The organism is Sphaerospermopsis kisseleviana CS-549, assembly GCF_028329225.1.
GTDB classification, from domain to species: domain Bacteria; phylum Cyanobacteriota; class Cyanobacteriia; order Cyanobacteriales; family Nostocaceae; genus Sphaerospermopsis; species Sphaerospermopsis kisseleviana.
Map to the genome: position 1 here is coordinate 1 of NZ_JAQMTI010000198.1, position 19,111 is coordinate 19,111.

The following is a 19,111-nucleotide window of genomic DNA, read 5'->3' on the forward strand; positions in this document are numbered from 1 at the left end:
AGGAAGATTTTAGACAAGAAATGTACTTCGGCTTCGCTCAGTACAAGGTCTGTTGAGCGTCAGTTTTTGTTACCAATCGTACATCATTTGTACGGCTTTCCTCCCTTGTCCACTGTCCTTCCTTGTCCCCCAAGTCTTGCCCTCACAACAATGTAAAATACCTACCCTTGTGAGAAGATGCCCACCCCACAAGAGTTTCATGATTATGATTTGTACCTCATAAGAATGAAATCTGCTGTATAACCGATTTATCTGAAATAGCGTAAATTGTTCTGATCTTGATATTGATTAATAAATTCTGCGTTTTCAACTTCTATTTTTGACAACAAATCAACAGGAAATTCTTGGGGTGAATATTGGGGATTATACCACGATTGCTGATTAAAATATGCTTGTAACTCAGGAGTATTAAACCTGCGTCCGTGAACTGCAAATATTGTGTTTCTCATAATATCTAATTCATAACCACTTTTACCAGATAAATCTGCTGCTGTCACCCGTCTTTGCGAAAGCCAAAAATAATTATTATTGATATTTGTGTTATTTACTGGTGATGTATCAGATATGGAAACCTTAAAAATTTCCTTGAAATATACACGATCAGGTGATGTATTAGCGTCTTTACTCGCAAGCACACAATAAGCATCTGAATTAACTTGTCCATAGGTTTTTAGAAAGTTGATACAATTCGTGCGATCACTAAACCAATTTGCGTATACTTGATATAAACGCTTTCCTGATAGATTTGGATAATCTGGTATCCAAAACATTCCAGCTTGAGAATAACCTCTAACTTGTAAAGTTCTAACTTGTTGAGTAGCAGTTGGTAAATCTTTAAAGGCAGAATCAGCTACAAAATAAAATGAATTATTGACTACAGATTCATCTGCTAATGGGGGATTAACTTGAGTCTGTGTTGCGTCAGTAGATTGAGGTGAAGTATTTTTAGATGATTCTGTTTTTTGTTCTTCCTGAGTTGGTGATGAAGATTCTACTGAATTTTTATTTGAGGAAGATAGAGTTGTATTTGTGTTATTGGCAGATTCAACAGGTGGAGAAGATTTATTAATCGCCAATCCAATAATAATAGAACCACCTATCAAACTACTAGCGATAATACTAGGTAGAATCATTCCTGTTTGTTTATTATTCTGATTAACTGGTTGATTTGTATTCCCTGGACTAACTGTAACTGTATTTTGCAGTGGAGGAGCAATTATTGTTTGAGTAACTGGTGATTGACTATTAATAACTGACTTTATTTGCAAAGCATCCAACATTTCCTGAGCAGAAGTAAATCTTTCTCTGGGATGATAAGCAATAGATTTATCAATGACTTTTGCTAAATGAGGATTTATATTACTAGCAAAATTTTGCCAAATTATTTTCCCTGTTTGCGGATCTGTTTCCAAGGTTTGAGGCGGTTTACCAGTTAATAAATAAATTGCTGTTAAACCTAAACTATATAAATCACTAGAATAAACTGGTCTTCCTGCTGCTTGTTCACTGGACATAAATCCCGGTGTACCAATAATAATAGAACTGGTAGGATTTCCTTGCGAATTTAACACCGTTCCCATTGATTCACGCACTGCACCAAAATCAATTAAGACTGATTTATTATCACTTTTACGAATAATAATATTATCCGGTTTAATATCTCTGTGAACTATTTTTTGTGAATGAACATACTTCAAAACAGGCAATATATTAACTAATAATTCCTCAATAGCATTTTCAGTAAATAATCCCTGCTTTTGCATTTTCGCTGTTAAAGTATCTCCTTCTATCCACTCCTGAACTAAGTAAAATTCACCCCCTGTAGAAAAATAAGCATATAAAGCAGGAATTTGATCAGATGCACTACCAAGGGTTTCTAAAATAGCTGCTTCTCGTTGGAATCTTTCTTGTACTATTTGGTAAATTTGCGGATTATTGTGAATTGGTTTTAATTGTTTTACCACACAAAGGCGCTGTGATGGCATATTGGTATCTTGAGCGAGAAAGGTTTCACCAAACCCACCAGATCCCAGGGTGCGAATGACTTGATAGCGGTTGTTTAGCAGCATTGTTTTTATTAATGATTAAGTACGATATCTCTAATACCCATATTTTCGTTTTTTATTTGCAGATTGACTAGCTCTTGATTCTAAGGTAAATACTGGTATTTCCTCTAATTCATCTTCAGTTAAATTATACTGTTCACAAACTAAACTGAGGCGATTTCCAGGAGTTTTCACAGCGTTAACAGAATGGGTTAAATCTCCTTGAAAGTAAACCAGGGTATTAGTTTGAGGTTTAACTTGTCCCACTTGGCGTTTAGTTGATTTTAACACCAATTCTCCCCCTTCCATGTTTTCTGGTACTCGCACATAAAGAACACTAACTAGGTTGGGTGGTTCAATTGTTTTACAATAAGAACGCAAAGAACGATCTATGTGTGGATCAACGCGAGAACCTTCTTTTAATAGTAAGGGATTGAGATAAAAAGCATTACAATTAGGTTGCAATGCTAAATCTAAATAAGGTTTAAAAAAGGGAAACTTTTCTATAACTTTGGGTAATCCCTGACGCTGAAAAACCACAGAAAATCCTTTGGTGTTGATAAAATCACGATTAAGATTGTTGATAGCAAAGTAAGGACTAGATTGAATTTCACCCCACAAGTCATTGAGGTAATTATTAGGTAAAACGTTGGTTTGTAGTTGATAGTATTTCATGTTTTTAGTTCATAATTTTATTTGATAAATTAACTACACAGATACCCGAATTATAAATTATAACTTATAACTTATAACTTATAAATTATGAGTAATTTACAAAATAAACAAGAAGTCGGGTATCTTATTTTTAAATTTACAAATTTTGCAAAATTCGCTCAATCATCCCGTTTGCTTGGGAAGCATAACCACCACCAAATAAATTAAAATGATTTAAAATGTGATATAAATTATAAAGGGTTTTCCGTTGTTCATAACCCTGATCTAAAGGTAATATTTCTTGATAACCTTGATAAAAAGCTGGTGGAAAACCACCAAATAATTCTGTCATGGCAATATCAACTTCGCGATCGCCAAAGTAAGTTGCTGGATCAAAAATTACGGGTTCACCATCAACTGTAAATCCGGCATTTCCTCCCCATAAATCACCATGTACTAAAGCTGGTTCAACATGATGATTTGCTAATAATTCGGGAATAGCTGCTAATAATTTTTCTGCTAAAGGAAATCTTCCTCCCTTTCTTTTTGCTAGTTGAAATTGATAACCTAAACGATGTTCTGTATAAAATTCTCTCCAGTCAGATTTCCAAGTATTAATTTGGGGTGTAGAACCAATAGTATTATTCAGATCCCAACCGAAACCTTTTTTACTAATGGTTTTGTGCATTTCTGCTAGGTTTCGTCCCATTTGTTGCCAAGATTTGTTATTACCACCGTTCATTTCTAGCCATTCTAATACTATATAACTAGAATTATTTGTATTTCCCCAACATACAGGTTTAGGAACACGGATAGTTTTGGTTTCATACATTTGTTGTAAACCCAGCATTTCTGCTGCAAACATTTCTCCCTGAGTAGCTTTGTTGAGTTTCACGAAGTAGGTGATTTTATCATTACTAATGGCATAACCTTGATTAATACAACCACCGCTTACAGATGAATGTTGAGAGGTTTGAAATTTTTGTCCTGTTACTTGACTTATATGGTGATCTATTTCTTGCCAAATCATGGTTTTTTATTGGTTATAGGTTATAGGTTATTAGTTACGCAAAAGGCAACGAAAGTAGGGGTAATACCCTTCGGGAAGCAAGCTACATGAATTACCCCTACGCAAGAATAAGGTTTTTAGTCATATCTTGCGTAAGTCCTATAGGTATTGGTTATTAGTAAGAAGTAAAAGTTATAGAATAGTATATTACCAATTACCAATCACCAATTACCCATGACTAATTTGGTTTGATGACAACTACACCATAAGCTGAGGGTGAAAGATATTTTTGTGCAGCTTGCATTAAATGATTTTCGTCTTGGTTTTGGATATATTGGGGATAATTAAATGCTGGTTCTAACTCACCTATTAAAGATTGATAATAACCATATAAACCAGAGCGATCGCTTGGTGTTTCATTGCCAAATATAAACCTATTTGCTACTCGTCTTTGCACACGAGCAATTTCTGATTCTTTAACTAATTCTGTGTGTAGTTTTTCCAAATGTTCAATGATTGCTGTTTCTACTGCTGGTAAGTTTTCTACATCACATTTAGCAGAAATAGTAAATACTCCTTGGAGTTTATAATTACTATTACTCACAGAAATTGAAGAAACTAAACCTCTTTCTTCCCGCAGATCATGGACTAATCTAGATGTCCTTCCATGTCCTAAAATTCCCGCTATCACATCTAAAGCATAAGTGTCATTTAAATCAATCAATCCAGGTACTCGCCATAATATTATTAACCGGGCTTGTTGCAGACTTTCATCAATAAATTCCCGACGCACAATTTCTGTAAATGCTGGTTCTGTAACACCTGTTAAATGTTGATTTTTTGATGTTAAGCTTTTTGATGTTAAGCTTTGTGATTTTTGACTGTTTTTTTCAAATCCCTCAGCGACAATTTCTATTAATTCTTCCACTGGTAAATTACCCACAGCAACCGCAGTTATGGAAGATGGTTGATACCAAGTTTGATGAAATTCTCGCATCTGTTGGGGTGTAACTTGGGATATTACAGCTTCTGGACCGAGTACCGGACGACGATAGGGTAAAACATCAAAAGCGGTTTCCATTGTGTGCCGATAAATGCGCCTTCTGGGATTATCTTCTGAACGTCTAATTTCTTCTAAAACTACTAATCTTTCTCTTTCAAAAGCTTCTTTAGGAATGCTAGGATTACACACTACATCTATTTGCAGTGGTGCTAATTCTGCAAAATCTTTGGGCGCAGTCGTAATATAAAAATGTGTATAATCTTGGCTGGTAGCCGCATTTGTTACTGCACCTCTTTCTTCAATGCGACGTTCAAACTCACCACTGGCTAGTTTTTCTGTACCTTTAAATACAATGTGTTCTAAAAAGTGAGCCATGCCGTTGATAGCATCTGACTCCACAGCAGAACCGATTTTTACCCATACATTCAGGTTCACTGCTTCTACTGGCATTTGCTCGGCAATAATGGTTAAACCGTTAGGTAGAGGATGCACCTTGGGAGCGTGAAGACGAGGAGATTTTAACAGAGTTGATGTCATTGGTGGTGAGGGCTATGTTACTGCTTATATCTTACAATGCCTTTGATGGTGTTAGCAGTGGTCTGGGTTGGGGGAGTTGTGGGGGATGTTTTTATCTAAATAAATCTAATTGTCAAATTTAAGCAATTAATATAAATCATCAATGCGAGCAAATTTAGCATAACTTTGACTGCGTTTACTTATTTCTTTAATCATATCTATTGCTTCTGAAATCTCTAAATGGTGAGCAAGGTAAGGAATAATATAAAAAAGAGCAAAAGCACTATATTCTTTATCTAATTTACAATATTCTTTCAGTATATCTATTGCCTCTTGATTACCATCTGTAGCATATTTCAGGAATATTAATAATTTTTTCACCTGATCACTCCGATGTTCCCTTAAATCTTTTCTATTAAGTTCAAATATTTCTTCAACAACTTTTCCACGTCCATCTTTTCCATAAATACTAGCTAATTTAGTATTCGCATCCCAATAAAAATCAAGATGTTGATATATATCAGAATTTTCATCCGTAGGATCAATTAATAAGGGAGCATCATCACAATCTAAAGGAAATTTTTCTCCTTTATGTCGCTTATTATTGCAAACTTCACAAGAGTAGAGAAAATTATTCCAGTCAAAAGTTAAATTAACATATTGAGATTTAGGTTTAAAATGCTCAATATGTCCTGTTGAAATCTCAACTTTGCGTTCACAGAAAGCACATTTACCAGCAAACATATCATACAGTGGTTGCTTAACGGGATTTATCCCACTTTTTTTGTCTTTACCTGGATTATATTTATTTTGGGCATTTTCTACTTTTTTCTGTGCTGCTTGAATGTCTTGGGGGTTTGGTTTAGGATTACTTTTGACTTGTTCAAGATTAGTAATTGCTGCTTGTAGTTCTTTTAACCATGTCTGAGATTTTTGTTTCAGAATATTTGGTTCATTTGTTCTTTGTACTGGAATCATTTAAGATTTTCCTCTAAAAACCTATTAATTTTATCGTCTAAACTACCGGGTTCTGGTTTACCTCCTATTGGTTTAAATTCTTTCATAAATTGTCTTAATTCTTCGTATTCTTGTATTTCTTCTACCGTTAAATTATTTCTCTGGCCTGTAAGATAATCATAACGATCAATTTTATCTTGTACATCTGGAGAATGTGTTGAAACCAAACCAAAAGCAGGACTTCTTAAAATATAATCAAAATCATAAGCTGCTATGTTCTTAACTTCCTCTATTTGAACTTCTCCATTGATCATTTTTAGTTTTAGAGTCAGTGCATCATCTCCAGCACCAGCAGTAATAAAAGGACTATGAGTAGCCACAAAAAACTGTATATTAGGAAAAACAGTTCTAAGCTTTTTAGCAATCAACCTTTGCCAAACAGGATGTAAGTGAATATCTAATTCATCTATGAGTACAATACCTGATGCTTCTCTTGGATCTTTATCTTCAAGATGGGAAAATGTTTGCAGTAAACGCCAAATTAAATCTCCAGCTAAAGCAATAATACTACGAAACCCATCTGATAATTGGGTGATAGGAATTAGCTGATTTTCTAATGAAAAAATAATAATTCCATCATTGCTAACCTGATCTATTTTAATATTTCCAGGTAAAAGTTCTAGAATAGCATCTTCCCCTAATCTTCTCATTTCTTTAGATTGAGAATCATCAGGATTTTTAGCAATGCGATAATCTAAAAAAACCATCCATTCTTCAAAAGTGCTTAAACTATCATTTTCATTAAACTGCGTGTTGAAATTAGTTTCACGATTTTTTCTTTTAAGTTCTCCTAATCTTACTGGATATCTTTCAGTACGTGAAAGGCGACGAAATGGACCATAACCAGCAGCGAACCAACCCTGAGAATCTAAAGTAAAAGCATTTGTTCTTAACCATTCAATGGTTTCTGAGTTTTTAGCATTTAGTGTATTTGCTGGATAATTGTCTTTACCAATTCTAGTATTTTTATCACCTATAAAAAAGTAAGAATAATCATAGGAAAATTTATTCCTACCTCTATTTTGCATCATACCTTCATCATCATTATTTTTCTGTATATTTGCTGTTAACTGACCATATTGTGAATCATTTCTTACCCAACTTTGTGGTAACGACATCAATTTCTTTGCTGCATCTGGTCCAGCTAATAGCAAGGCTATTGCTTGCATTAGTGTACTTTTTCCTACTCCATTTTCACCTAATAAAGTAATCCATTTATATGGTTTATTTCTATTTTCAAAGGATATTGTTTGATATGAAAATCCTTTTATATTTTTGAGTTCAATACTTTTTAGCCACATTATAATGTACCTCTTTGAATCAAAATCAAGTCTAAATTAATTCCAATTTATGCTTGACAATAATTTTATCCTCACTCTCTCAAATAGTATATCCTATTTTTGTGGTTTCATTTATTTCAGGCGGGCAAGATGCCCACCCCACAATTATTAAACAGCTACATTATCAGCTTTTCGCCATTGTCGGAAAAACAGAAATGTTTTTTGGAGCTTCAGAAGAAGTTAAAAAATTCTCTACTAACAATTTTTGGAAAGTACCTACTGACACTTGCCAGTTAGTAATTATTTGCTGCAAATCTTGAAGTTTCTCCGCTGCTGTATTTCCTGATAAAGAATAGTTGAAATTACCAGAAAATAAAATTGCTGCCGCTACTTTATCAGGAAACTGTACATTTGCTTGGTTAATACTTAAATTTAGTATTCCCCGTTTTAAAGGATAACTTAACTGCAAGGACGCATTCACTTTTGCACCTTCAAATTCTTGCCATGAACCAGGTGCTAATAGTTTACCATTGATGTATTGATAGGCTTCTAGATCAGAGTTAAAAGTTACAAATCCTCTGGGGTTGATTCCTACTCGTTGATAATCAACTTTGGATAATTTTTCTACTAGCTGTTGGGTAATTTTGGGGATGTGAATTTCTGCCTGTTCTTTTGTACCTATAGCCTCAACTACTGTGACATTATTAGGCTGGGCAACAATTCCTACACCAGTTTTGTAAAAAATCTGCACTACAAAATTGTTAAAAACAGGCTCTCTTGCTAATTCCCAATCTGCGGGAACTATACCAGTATATTTCAAAAAGTCAGGGGTAATCACTGTGTGATTCAAATTTCTAGCAGTGATAGCGATCGCTAATTCTTGAATTTCAAAATTTTTACTCATGTTTAATTTTGTCTATTATTATCGCAGCAGAAATACTGTATCACAAAGTCATAGGTGATAGGTGATAGGTGACAGGTGACAGAAATATATTCCACATCACCAGACTGAATTGAAAATTATGTAAAATTATGAGTAGTAATATTAAGAATTGTAAAACAGGTATTCATGCCTAGTCTATCCCTGAACAAAAACCAAACCCGTGTGATCGTCGTCGGTGCGGGAATAGGTGGACTAACCACCGCAGCATTATTAGCACATAGAGGTTATAGCGTTTTAACCCTAGATCAAGCTTTAGTTCCCGGTGGTTGTGCTTCCACCTTTAAACGTCAGGGTTTTACTTTTGATGTCGGTGCAACTCAAGTTGCAGGGTTAGAACCTGGGGGTATACATCACCGCATTTTCTCAGAATTGAATATAGAATTACCTGAAGCAACTCCTTGTGATCCTGCTTGTGCGGTATTTTTACCAGGAGAAAATACACCTATTAATGTTTGGCGAGATCCGGAAAAATGGCAAGAAGAACGCCAAAAACAATTTCCTGGAAGTGAAGGTTTCTGGCAATTATTAGCGACTTTATTTAATGCAAGTTGGGAATTTCAAGGACGTGATCCGGTGTTACCACCCCGAAGTTTCTGGGATATTTTACAGTTAACAAAAGCTGTTCGTCCGAGTACATTTATTACTGCACCTTTTACCTTATTTACTGTTGGGGATGCTTTAAGATTATATGGTTTAGGAAATGATAAAAGACTGCGGACATTTTTAGATTTACAACTAAAATTATATTCCCAAGTGAATGCCGAAGAAACCGCTTTACTTTATGCAGCTACAGCATTGAGTGTATCCCAATCGCCCCAAGGATTATATCATTTACAAGGAAGTATGCAAATATTGAGCGATCGCCTAGTTGAATCTTTAGAAAGAGACAATGGTAAATTATTAATGCGTCACACCGTAGAAAAAATAAATGTAGAAAATGGCAAAGCTAACGGTGTAGTAATTAGAAATCAAAAAACTGGCGAAGTTTGGACAGAAAAAGCAGATCATGTAATTGCTAACGTCACTGTACAAGACTTAGTAAGATTATTAGGAGAAAAAGCACCATCGGGATATAAACATAGAGTAGAAAAATTACCACCTGCTTCCGGTGCTTTTGTCGTTTATATCGGTGTTGATCAAAGTGCTATTCCTGATGATTGTCCGCCCCATCTCCAATTTATGTATGATATTAATGGACTAATTGGGGAAAATAACTCCTTATTTGTATCTGTCAGTCATGAAGGAGATGGACGCGCACCAACAGGAAAAGCGACAATTATTGCATCTTCTTTTGTTGATTTTACCCAATGGTGGAACACAGAAAACTATCAAGAATTAAAAGCAAAATTTACCCAAGATGCAATTTCCAAACTTGCTCAATATTTCTATTTAAAACCAGAAACCATCATTTATGTAGAAGCTGCCACACCTAAAACCTTTGCCCATTATACAGGTAGAGAAAAGGGAATTGTGGGCGGAATTGGGCAAAGAATACCGACATTTGGACCCTTTGGTTTTGCCAATCGTACACCTATTAATAATTTGTGGTTAGTGGGTGACTCAACCCATCCAGGAGAAGGTACAGCAGGGGTAAGTTATTCAGCATTGACAGTAGTTAGGCAAATTCAAGCGCAAGAAAAGCGTTAGAGGCTAAATGAAGATAACAAAATTAAAGTAAACAGAAAATTTTGTTATATTCAAATCTATCACCTGTGAGAAAAAGAAACTATGGTAACAACAGCAATACCCGCAGAAACCAGAGTTTTACTAGAAAACATCTCCTGGCAGACATTTAAAACCATGCTAGTGGAAATGGGTTCAGAACGTGCAAATAGAATTTCTTACCATCAGGGAAATATAGAAATTATGACTCCACAAAAACCTCATGAAAACGCAAATCGGTTAATTGAGGTTTTTGTCGGGGTATTGTGTGAAGAATTTAGTTTAGAAGTTGATCGCGTTGGTTCACTCACATTAACTAGAGATGATTTAGAATATGGTGCAGAACCAGACAGTGGTTATTATATCCAGAATGAATTATTAGTCAGAGGAAAAGAGAATATTGATTTAGCCTTTGATCCACCACCAGACTTAGTGCTAGAAGTGGAATATTCACGACCTAAAATAGATAAATTGAAGCTTTATGCTGCAATGGGAATTTCTGAATTTTGGCGTTACAACGGAACTTCATTAAGAATCTACATTCTGACAAATGGGCAATATTCAGAAACTCAAATCAGCCCCACTTTTGCACCTATCCAAATCACAGAAATTCCTCGATTTATTGCGGAAAGTAAAAAAATTGGACAAATGTCCGCAACTCGCGCTTTTCGTAATTGGGTGAAACTGGCACTAAATGATTGACACTCTCCTGCCTAAAGGCGTTCGCACTGTCAACTTCACCAATCACCCATTACCCATTACCCATTACCCATTACAAACCATTACCAGTTGATGATGGAGATGGTTCAGCTTCAGGTGATGGAGTAGGTAATGACTCCAGCGATGATGTAGGTAATGTTGTAGGTGATGTCCGAGGAATGAGGAATTGTCTCCAAGTTCTAATTTGTAGTTGGGCATCTCTGTAAGCAGAACTACCACGAGGAATCAATCTAGCAGTTTCAATACTTCTAGGAATATCAAACTCGCTTTGAGAACGTGCCATTTGTAATATTTGCTGACTCCATTGATCAATAGCCACGTTAACATCCATGCGTAAAATGTTACGGTTGGAAACTCGATCAGCTATGCGGATGGCCTCAGCTAAAGCTTCTGGTGTGCCAGCAATAGCCACTTCTCTGGCTTTTTTCCAGTTTTCTCTCGCCCTAATTTGTTCTTGCCAAGTATCCACTGATGCTTGTGCTTCACTAGCCAGCGCCCTTCCTGATGAAGCGATTTTTTGAGCTTCCCTAATCGCAGTAGTTAAATCACCACTTTCAGCAATAATTCGTGCTTGGTCTAAATAAGGTTGGTCTTGAATACGCTGAATTTTAGCCGTCCAATGGCGGATTTTTTTCCGTGCTTCTGGATATAATGCACGACCAGAGCGAATTTGACTAGCTTCTGCGATCGCAGTTTGCAAGGAGTTAATATCCTCTAACAGAGCTATTTGATCAGCACGGTCTAAATAAGGTCTGTCTTCAATAGTTTCTACTTGGGATTGCCAACGATTCATCTCCTGTCTAGCTTCTGAAGCGCGGGGGTTGCTATTGGGAATCATCTGAGCTTCAGAAATGGCTGCTATTAAATCATTGATTGTACCTTGACTAGCTAGGGTTCGCGCCTTTTCTAAACGAGTCACATCTTCTATTTCCAATTGCCAACGAGCAATTAATTCTTGTGCTTTAATATATACTTCCCTAGAAGCATCAATTTGTTGAGCTTGGGAAATGGCGCTCTCTAAACCAGCAACCGTACCTATCCAAGCACTTCTTTGGGCTTCACCCAAAACAATAAAATCATCAATTTCTGATTGTAATGAAGCTATTGGCGGAATTTTTCTAGCAATTTCTAATGCTGTATCCGCATCTTGCCTATCCATGCGAGATTGTGCCAATTGCAGTATCTTGCGCCCAAATTCAGGAATTAATTCCTGAGCTTTTTGATATACGTAACTCTCCGACTTAATCGACTCTACCAGCTTGATAGCTGCTAGAATATCATCCACTGAGGCACGTTTTGCTAAACCTTCAGCTTTGTCAAGTTTATCACCATCTTCCCTTGCTGTGACAATGATGCGATTTAGTTCATCATACTTGGTAGTTGACCAATATTGATTGTTGATGCGGAGCAGTTTAGATGACAGCATAAAAGCTGACTGCCAGCGTCTTTCTCCCAGTTCTTTTAATGTTTCGTCATAGATTTCTTCTGCCTTAGACCAGGTAGACTGCCATTTAGTAATTTGCTCTTCTACAATATTACGAGCTTCTAAGTCTTCAGGAATTTGTCGAGCCGTGGCGATCGCTTCTTCTAAATTCCCGGATTGGAAACTTTCCTCAGCCAGCTTTAAAATATCCCTTGACCATTCCTCCAACAAACCATTAATCTGTCCCCTGAGTGGGTGATTTTCTGGTAAGTCTCTCACCAGTGCGATCGCTTGCAGTAAGTCGTTCACATTCTGCTTAGAAGCAGCCAAGGAAGCACAGTGTAAACGTACAGACGCACTAGCTAAAGGCCAAAATATTTTTGGGCAATTTGGCGCTGATGGAAGTTTTAGCAGCATCGACATTGATATAAACCCGATACCGCTAGGAATCAATGTTAATAAAATTGACCACATCACCCAGCTTTTCATCCAGCTTGGCAATTTTACCCATTTTTTACTAGTATCAAAAGATTCCTTTGAATAGTTTTCTATAGGTAATCCTTCTGAATTGTTATCTTGTTGCTGCGTCACTGATTTAAAGTTAGAACCAGTAGGAGGGACACCAGATGATTGAGTTGTCCCGACTTCTGGAGTTCGGGACAATCTTGTATTAGGATCTGGTTTTCTGGCTCTGGTTGGAGAACAACTGTCTGAAATATCCCGATCTGTCATCTCTCACACCAAAGTAATTGAATAGCAGTTCTGATGAAACTGATTATTCCATTTTTGCCATAGTAACTTTCTTTCTCATCATTAAAAAGCTATTTTTTTCATTTTTTATCTTCCTCCACAAATACCATTTATATGTTTGGGCTTTAGTAGTATTTCACACTTATTCTGAAACAGAAGTTTCCCTTTGTAAATCAACTATTAATTGTGCTAGATTATCACCATTTGCTTGATAAACATTGCCACAAAAATCACAAGTAGCTTCCGCACCATCGTCTTTGAGAATCATATCTTGCAGTTCTGCTGCTCCTAGCATTTTCAAAGCTCCCAACACCCGATCAAAAGAGCAACCACAGTGGAAGCGCAACATTTGACTTTCTGGAAAAATCTTCAGATCCATATCTCCCAGCAAATCATGAAAAATCTCTGTTAACGTCTTCCCAGCTTGCATCAACGGTGTAAACCCTGATAAAGCAGATACTCGTGATTCCAGGGTTGTGACTAAAGCTTCATCTCTAGCAGCTTTAGGCAAAACTTGGATTAATATCCCTCCTGCCGCAGTCACTCCTTCTGCTCCTACAAACACACCCACAACCAAAGCCGAAGGAGTTTGTTCTGAATTTACCAGGTAATGAGCCACATCATCACCAATTTCTCCCGAAACAAGTTCTACTGTACTAGAGTAAGGATATCCATAGCCGATATCTCGAACTACATAGAGATAACCACTACCTACAGCACCCCCCACATCTAACTTACCTTTAGCATTGGGAGGCAATTCTACAGATGGATTTCCTACATAGCCCCTGACTGTCCCATCTAACCCGGCATCTACCAATATACCACCCAAAGGACCATCACCCCTGACCCGGACATTGACCCTAGAGCCTGGACGCTTCATACTAGAAGCCATCAGTAAACCTGCTGACATTGTTCTTCCCAGTGCTGCTGTAGCTACATAGGAAAGCTTATGGCGTACTCGTGCCTCCTCTGTTAAGCGTGTGGTAATCACTCCCACCGCTCGAATACCCCCATCCGCTGCTGTAGCCCGTATTAATTTATCTGCCATGAAAACTTTTACAATTTTTAACAAGATGACTTTATATATTGTAAGTTTTTCAGGGAACAGGGAACAGGTCACAGGTGACAGGTGACAGTGAATAAGCAGGGGAGCAGGGGGAAATGATTTGTGTTTTCCCAATCACCAATCACCAATCACCAATCACCAATCACCAATCACCAATTACCAATTACCAATCACCATGCTAGGTACTTTTCAACAAAGCCAACTGCGAATTGAAATTGAAGCATCCGCTGATGCTATTCACGATAGTCTATTAATTCCTGCACAACTGGAAAAATGGCTACCAGGTCAAAGTTTTTCTCCGGGAATGCCAGAAAAGTTAACTTCGGGTTTTGATTTTACTACTTCCACTGGACCTGTGAAAATTCATCACCATGTAGATGTAGCAAAAAATAATTGTTTGCGCTTGTTACTTAGTGGTGGAATTGATGGTTTTCATGAGTGGTACTGGGGGGAAGGTTGGGTACAGTCTCGTTTGGAAGGTGTGTCAATTTTACCTTTGAATTTGGGTCAGACTGTATCTTTACTCAAGTTGCGGGAGTTTTTGCGGGGTAAAAAGGGGTAATTCTCACGCAAAGACGCAAAGGCGCAAAGGGTGAGTCATTTATCTGACTCCCTCTGTTAGAAATTACAATTAAAAGCAAATAATTTATTTTTGATAAATTTATTCACAATACATATCTATATATAGGCGCTCTCTCTCTTGGCTTTTATATAATTTTAAATTATCCAAAACTTCCAATAGTTTAGTATTTTATAACTTCCAAAATTCCCCCCTTTATATTTTCTTAATAATTAATTGAGAATTATTTTTATTTATCAACGGTATTGCAATACTTTTAGCGATCTGCTATGATTTAGAAGAATTTGTAATTTGCATTATTGTGCCTATTTTTAAGACGGCGTTTACAGCAGCAGATTGAAAGTCTTTACCCAGTAACTATTTCAGAACTCTCATAACTGAATATCTGCAAAAAATCTGAGCAAATCATCAAGGTTTCCTGACAAGAGAATTGAGAATTTTTGATGTTGTTATTTGCTGGTTATAATTTTGGGTATTGACAAAAAAAATATTTTGTGATATCTGATCTGTTTAAGGAGGATGAAAAGATTTATTTTATGTAGCTTGAATATCATCTACTTGATATCATTTTAATTATTAGCCCAGAGGCTAATTTCTGGGCTAGTGAAATTCATATTTTATTCAAGTAAAGCCTTTCTTTGAGTATATTCTTCCTCATTAATTAAACCACGTTCCAGAGCAATTTTGAGACTATACAATTTCTCAAAATTATTGACTCTTTTATTTAATTTCACTTGAGCAATTTCAAATTCCTCTTCATCCATAACTCCTAAAGATTTAAGTTCCTCTAACTTTTTCAACTCTGTTTCTACTTCTTTCTTTGTTCTCAATAAAGCATCAGCTTTGTCTTGTTCAGCTTGTTTAGCTTTTACTTCTTTGATTTTTTCTAAAATCTCGGATTTCTCAGCATCTAATTTTTGAATCGGATGGAATAATTTTCCTACAGCATCTTTACTAATTGATTCAGATTTACGCAGATTATCCGCCACTAACTGACCTAATAAAGTATACTGTTTTTCAAGTTTAATGTCTATTTCCTTGATTTGAGTTTCTAATTTGTTAATTTCGCTTTGTCTCTGAGAATCAACTGAGCTTTTAGTCGAAGCTTCTGCTATTCCTTCACTAAAAGTTTGAGTAAAAGTTTTAAAAAATCCTGTCATGATTCGAGTCTCCTGGTAATTTAATGTGGTAAATGTATACTAGATTGATTCCAGAATCTTTTGTTTCTGAAGTTTAAATTCTTCTTCGGAAATTTCATTTGCTTCATATCTTTCCTTTAATTCTTTAAGCAATGCAACTGCTTTAGTATCGGTCTTATAACTTAAAGAGGATTGATTAGAAGCATCCAAATTAGAAATGGGTGATGATGTGGTTTTTCCTCCTTGTCTCTGACGTGCTGACTTGACAGCAATTACTTGTTCTGCTGTAATTGCACTTACACCTAAAAGAGAAATAAAACTGCTAGGATTTTCTTCACTGTTAGATGAACCGATATTAACTAAAACACCCAAAACAATGGTATAACCCAAGATTTTCAGTGGGTTAATTGCTCTATTTAAGTAGATTAATCCAGCAGGAAAAAAGATAAAACTTAAAATTCCTGCTACAATTTCATTTTTTTGAGCTAATTCACTACTGCGATTTATATCTCTTTGGGTAGGGATAAAAGGATTCCAAAGAGATATATTTTCCTTGTTCATACAATTAATAAACCGGGATTACATGAGATTCAAACGATTAGGCAAATTTAAGGATTTGTCAAATAGGAAGATCATTAGACATATCCACTAGATTTGCGTAGAATAAACTTTCTATAAGTTACATAGAACTGATTTACATCTCGCTGTTGAAACTATTTATTTGTTTATTCAAACTCTGGGACAATTCACTACGCTGTTTTAATTATAACAAACGCTTAAATAACAAAAATCTCAAAATATCTTATTTTATCTTGAATTTTCTTATAAAAATTTAAATCAAATTGTCATAAAATGTTATATTTTATCCGAAAAAGCTTGCTAAAATAAATTAGGTGCTAATACTGTTGATCTTTGTTTATTTTATGGATGTTGCAGAAGTTCTACAGATTGCTGATAATTTGGTGTTTGCGGAAACGGGAAAGCATTTAGATGATCTTCAAGAAACCGTCATCAAGGGAGTATGGGAGGGTAAAAGCTATGATAAAATCGCTGAAAATTCCCATTGCAGTGAAAGTTATATTAGAAATATCGGTTACAAACTGTGGAGAATCTTTTCTCAACATTTAGATCAGGATATTCATAAAAGTAATTTCCGTTCTACTTTATCTCGATTAAAGTTAACATCTTCACCAATTGTTATTCAACAGAATAAAAATATTAGTTTTAATTTTTGTCCTTCATATCCTCAACTTAACGCAAATAAACAGTCAAATCATGATCAACAATCATGTAAATATGATTTACAATCATCTCCGCAAATTATGTGTTTTTATGGAAGAGAGGAAGAATTAGAAACTTTATATAATTGGATCTTAAATCAAAACTCTCGTCTTGTTTCAGTATTAGGATTGGGTGGAATTGGTAAAACTACTTTAGTCAAAAGATTTATTGATTTCAACTTAGAAAAATTTGAAGTAATTATTTGGAAAAGTTTAAAATTTCCTAAATCTCTAGATTTATTTATTGACGACTGCTTAAATATTCTTGAAAAAGAAAGTCTAAAAAGTACAGATGATAAATTAAGAAAATTCTTAGATGTTCTCAATGATAAAAAATGTTTAATTGTTATTGATGATGTGGAAAATATATTTGCTAGTGGTAAATATGCTGGAATTTATCTAGATGAATATAAAAATTATCAAAATCTTTTCACTATAATCACAGAAATTAAGCATCAAAGTAGTTTAATCTTAATCAGTCGTGAAAAATGTCCTGAAATGGAATTTTCAGATTCCAAATTATCTGCTATTAAATATTTAGAATTGTCTGGTTTACAAAATGTGGAAGTTTTTAAAAACCAAGGTTTACAGGATGAGAATAGCTGGTTTAATTTAATTAAATTATATGAAGGTAATCCACTTTATTTAAAAGATATTGCTGTTTTAATACAAGATATTTTTGCAGGTTACGTGACTGAGTTTCTCGGTGACAATAACTTAGTTATTACTAAAAATATGCAAGTTTCATTCCATCAAATATTTAACAGATTATCACCCATAGAACAGCAAATAGTATTAGAATTAAGTAAATCTCATCAACCTGTATCTAGGGAAGATGTCAGACAAGGTTTAAACCTATCATCAAACTTATCGTCAATGGAATTGATTAACGGTCTACAATCTTTAAAACAAAGGTATTTACTGACAACAATTGTGCAGGAGAAAGTTTTGTTTCACTTATCTCCTGTGTTTAAAGAATATTTGAGAATAATATAAAAATCCAAAATCAAGTACAGCTTAACATATCAAAAAATGGGTGAACCCGAAAACAGCAACACCAATTTTAACGCAGCTATCCAAATGTAAGAAGAAATGGAAGCACCCAAACAAGTTGAGAAAGTGGAAAAAGCGAAAGGATGAAATATTGATCCACAAAATGTAGGTATTTAGGCTAAATCCCTACTACATTCTTAATTATGAATTATGAATAAATACAAATTACTTCCCCGGTTTCACCACCAACACTGAACAATGCGCTTCTTCCATTACCTGAGTGCTAACAGAACCCTGAACAATTCTATTCATCCCCGTTAACCCGCGACTACCAATAACCACCAGATCAGCTTTGTAAATATTGGCCAGTCTAATAATTTCCTCTGCAGGTTCACCAGTTATTAATTCTAACTCGCTTTGAACTGGTAATTTTTCCTGGTAGGATTGCAACTGCTTTTCTATCTGGAAATAAGACAACTTTGGTGAGTCTGGATGAGGACGATCAGCGGGTAATTCTATTTCTGCCTCTGGTGCGGGAAATACATGACAAAGAACAACTTTGGTGTTTGCGGACAGCACCAAATCACCTAAAGTTTCAATTACTCGTTCCGCAATTTCCGAACCATCCAGAGCTACTAAAATAGTTTTTAACACCGCTTTTGTCTCCTCAAAAGTAGACCCCTTAAATTATCACATTAAGAATTTTCTTGGTTTGAACACCAACAATTTTCTTAATTTGACACTCTGCGGTCTAAAGACACGCAGATTCTTTAAGACTTGCTCAAAAGGGATAGTCAATTATCCCCCTACGCGCTCAAAACAACTACCAGTACGACAGGTATTGCAATTGCGCTTACTTTTATGTTTTTTTTGCTTTCCGAGTCCATCAAATTTTGGCGGTATTACACTCCATATTTGCCTTTGCTTGTTTACCCAGGCTGCGGTCAAATGCCGAGACGAGATAAATCAGGGGTTTCTCCTTATCAAAATACTTCTTCGTGTAGATGGTTGTTCCTACTCGCAGTCCAATC

Annotated in this window: 16 protein-coding genes; 4 read left to right on the forward strand and 12 right to left on the reverse strand. The window is 35.6% G+C overall.

Translation table 11 applies throughout. From position 1 onward, the window contains the following. Positions 1-248: 248 nt before the first annotated feature. The 7 genes from PN497_RS16185 to PN497_RS16215 all read right to left on the reverse strand — a co-directional run bounded on the left by PN497_RS16185 (position 249) and on the right by PN497_RS16215 (position 8,428). Positions 249-2,069 (reverse strand): protein kinase domain-containing protein, encoded by a 1,821-nt coding sequence (locus PN497_RS16185; protein ID WP_272110698.1) that lies wholly within the window; start codon positions 2,067-2,069, stop codon positions 249-251. Positions 2,070-2,099: 30 nt separating this feature from the next. Next, on the reverse strand, positions 2,100-2,720 hold the full coding sequence (locus PN497_RS16190) for a 2OG-Fe(II) oxygenase (RefSeq protein WP_096566800.1): 621 nt from the start codon (positions 2,718-2,720) through the stop codon (positions 2,100-2,102). A gap of 136 nt (positions 2,721-2,856) precedes the next feature. Further along, positions 2,857-3,726: a fructosamine kinase family protein gene (locus PN497_RS16195; protein ID WP_096572616.1), complete on the reverse strand. Its 870-nt coding sequence runs from the start codon at positions 3,724-3,726 to the stop codon at positions 2,857-2,859. A gap of 220 nt (positions 3,727-3,946) precedes the next feature. After that, positions 3,947-5,248: a M16 family metallopeptidase gene (locus tag PN497_RS16200; protein WP_096566798.1), complete on the reverse strand. Its 1,302-nt coding sequence runs from the start codon at positions 5,246-5,248 to the stop codon at positions 3,947-3,949. A gap of 126 nt (positions 5,249-5,374) precedes the next feature. Then, entirely contained in the window at positions 5,375-6,205 is an 831-nt protein-coding gene (locus PN497_RS16205) for a retron system putative HNH endonuclease (RefSeq protein WP_096566796.1), read from the reverse strand. Continuing rightward, positions 6,202-7,545, reverse strand: coding sequence for an AAA family ATPase (locus PN497_RS16210; RefSeq protein WP_096566794.1), 1,344 nt, complete (start codon positions 7,543-7,545; stop codon positions 6,202-6,204). Before PN497_RS16210 ends, PN497_RS16205 begins: the two co-directional genes overlap by 4 nt. A gap of 163 nt (positions 7,546-7,708) precedes the next feature. After that, the gene (locus tag PN497_RS16215) at positions 7,709-8,428 is read right to left on the reverse strand and encodes a hypothetical protein (RefSeq protein ID WP_096566792.1); all 720 of its coding nucleotides are present in this window, start codon (positions 8,426-8,428) and stop codon (positions 7,709-7,711) included. A gap of 165 nt (positions 8,429-8,593) precedes the next feature. Between PN497_RS16215 and crtD the strand changes: the two genes are divergently transcribed. Then, positions 8,594-10,114 (forward strand): C-3',4' desaturase CrtD, encoded by a 1,521-nt coding sequence (gene crtD, locus PN497_RS16220; protein WP_096566790.1) that lies wholly within the window; start codon positions 8,594-8,596, stop codon positions 10,112-10,114. An 81-nt stretch (positions 10,115-10,195) separates the two neighbouring features. Next, positions 10,196-10,831, forward strand: a complete 636-nt coding sequence (locus PN497_RS16225; protein WP_096566788.1) for a Uma2 family endonuclease — start codon at positions 10,196-10,198, stop codon at positions 10,829-10,831. Between the two features lie 70 nt (positions 10,832-10,901). On the opposite strand, the gene PN497_RS16230 is transcribed toward PN497_RS16225, so the two are convergent. Both PN497_RS16230 and hslO read right to left on the reverse strand, forming a co-directional pair. Beyond that, positions 10,902-13,004 carry a coiled-coil domain-containing protein gene (locus PN497_RS16230; RefSeq protein WP_096566785.1) on the reverse strand — a complete coding sequence of 701 codons (2,103 nt, stop codon included), beginning with the start codon at positions 13,002-13,004 and terminating at the stop codon, positions 10,902-10,904. 160 nt (positions 13,005-13,164) lie between these two features. Next, complete coding sequence (hslO, locus tag PN497_RS16235; protein ID WP_096566784.1) at positions 13,165-14,070, reverse strand: Hsp33 family molecular chaperone HslO; 906 nt, start codon at positions 14,068-14,070, stop codon at positions 13,165-13,167. A gap of 193 nt (positions 14,071-14,263) precedes the next feature. Here hslO and PN497_RS16240 point away from each other — a divergent pair, with 193 nt between their 5' ends. Beyond that, on the forward strand, positions 14,264-14,650 hold the full coding sequence (locus PN497_RS16240) for a hypothetical protein (protein ID WP_096572615.1): 387 nt from the start codon (positions 14,264-14,266) through the stop codon (positions 14,648-14,650). A gap of 635 nt (positions 14,651-15,285) precedes the next feature. Here PN497_RS16240 and PN497_RS16245 read toward each other — a convergent pair. Next, positions 15,286-15,828 (reverse strand): SHOCT domain-containing protein, encoded by a 543-nt coding sequence (locus PN497_RS16245; protein ID WP_096566782.1) that lies wholly within the window; start codon positions 15,826-15,828, stop codon positions 15,286-15,288. Between the two features lie 39 nt (positions 15,829-15,867). Further along, positions 15,868-16,368 (reverse strand): SHOCT domain-containing protein, encoded by a 501-nt coding sequence (locus tag PN497_RS16250; RefSeq protein WP_096566780.1) that lies wholly within the window; start codon positions 16,366-16,368, stop codon positions 15,868-15,870. A 362-nt stretch (positions 16,369-16,730) separates the two neighbouring features. Here PN497_RS16250 and PN497_RS16255 point away from each other — a divergent pair, with 362 nt between their 5' ends. After that, entirely contained in the window at positions 16,731-18,083 is a 1,353-nt protein-coding gene (locus tag PN497_RS16255; protein ID WP_096566778.1) for an NB-ARC domain-containing protein, read from the forward strand. A 222-nt stretch (positions 18,084-18,305) separates the two neighbouring features. On the opposite strand, the gene PN497_RS16260 is transcribed toward PN497_RS16255, so the two are convergent. Continuing rightward, a complete protein-coding gene (locus PN497_RS16260; protein WP_096566777.1) occupies positions 18,306-18,734 on the reverse strand; it encodes a universal stress protein in 429 nt (142 codons plus the stop codon). Positions 18,735-19,111 lie beyond the last annotated feature (377 nt).

Excerpts from the sequence above, each read along its gene's own strand:
- PN497_RS16185 (WP_272110698.1), bottom strand. The coding sequence starts at position 2,069 with ATGCTGCTAAACAACCGCTATCAAGTCATTCGCACCCTGGGATCTGGT.
- PN497_RS16190 (WP_096566800.1), bottom strand. The coding sequence starts at position 2,720 with ATGAAATACTATCAACTACAAACCAACGTTTTACCTAATAATTACCTC.
- PN497_RS16200 (WP_096566798.1), bottom strand. The coding sequence starts at position 5,248 with ATGACATCAACTCTGTTAAAATCTCCTCGTCTTCACGCTCCCAAGGTG.
- PN497_RS16205 (WP_096566796.1), bottom strand. The coding sequence starts at position 6,205 with ATGATTCCAGTACAAAGAACAAATGAACCAAATATTCTGAAACAAAAA.
- PN497_RS16210 (WP_096566794.1), bottom strand. The coding sequence starts at position 7,545 with ATGTGGCTAAAAAGTATTGAACTCAAAAATATAAAAGGATTTTCATAT.
- PN497_RS16215 (WP_096566792.1), bottom strand. The coding sequence starts at position 8,428 with ATGAGTAAAAATTTTGAAATTCAAGAATTAGCGATCGCTATCACTGCT.
- crtD (WP_096566790.1), top strand. The coding sequence starts at position 8,594 with ATGCCTAGTCTATCCCTGAACAAAAACCAAACCCGTGTGATCGTCGTC.
- PN497_RS16225 (WP_096566788.1), top strand. The coding sequence starts at position 10,196 with ATGGTAACAACAGCAATACCCGCAGAAACCAGAGTTTTACTAGAAAAC.
- PN497_RS16230 (WP_096566785.1), bottom strand. The coding sequence starts at position 13,004 with ATGACAGATCGGGATATTTCAGACAGTTGTTCTCCAACCAGAGCCAGA.
- hslO (WP_096566784.1), bottom strand. The coding sequence starts at position 14,070 with ATGGCAGATAAATTAATACGGGCTACAGCAGCGGATGGGGGTATTCGA.
- PN497_RS16240 (WP_096572615.1), top strand. The coding sequence starts at position 14,264 with ATGCTAGGTACTTTTCAACAAAGCCAACTGCGAATTGAAATTGAAGCA.
- PN497_RS16245 (WP_096566782.1), bottom strand. The coding sequence starts at position 15,828 with ATGACAGGATTTTTTAAAACTTTTACTCAAACTTTTAGTGAAGGAATA.
- PN497_RS16250 (WP_096566780.1), bottom strand. The coding sequence starts at position 16,368 with ATGAACAAGGAAAATATATCTCTTTGGAATCCTTTTATCCCTACCCAA.
- PN497_RS16255 (WP_096566778.1), top strand. The coding sequence starts at position 16,731 with ATGGATGTTGCAGAAGTTCTACAGATTGCTGATAATTTGGTGTTTGCG.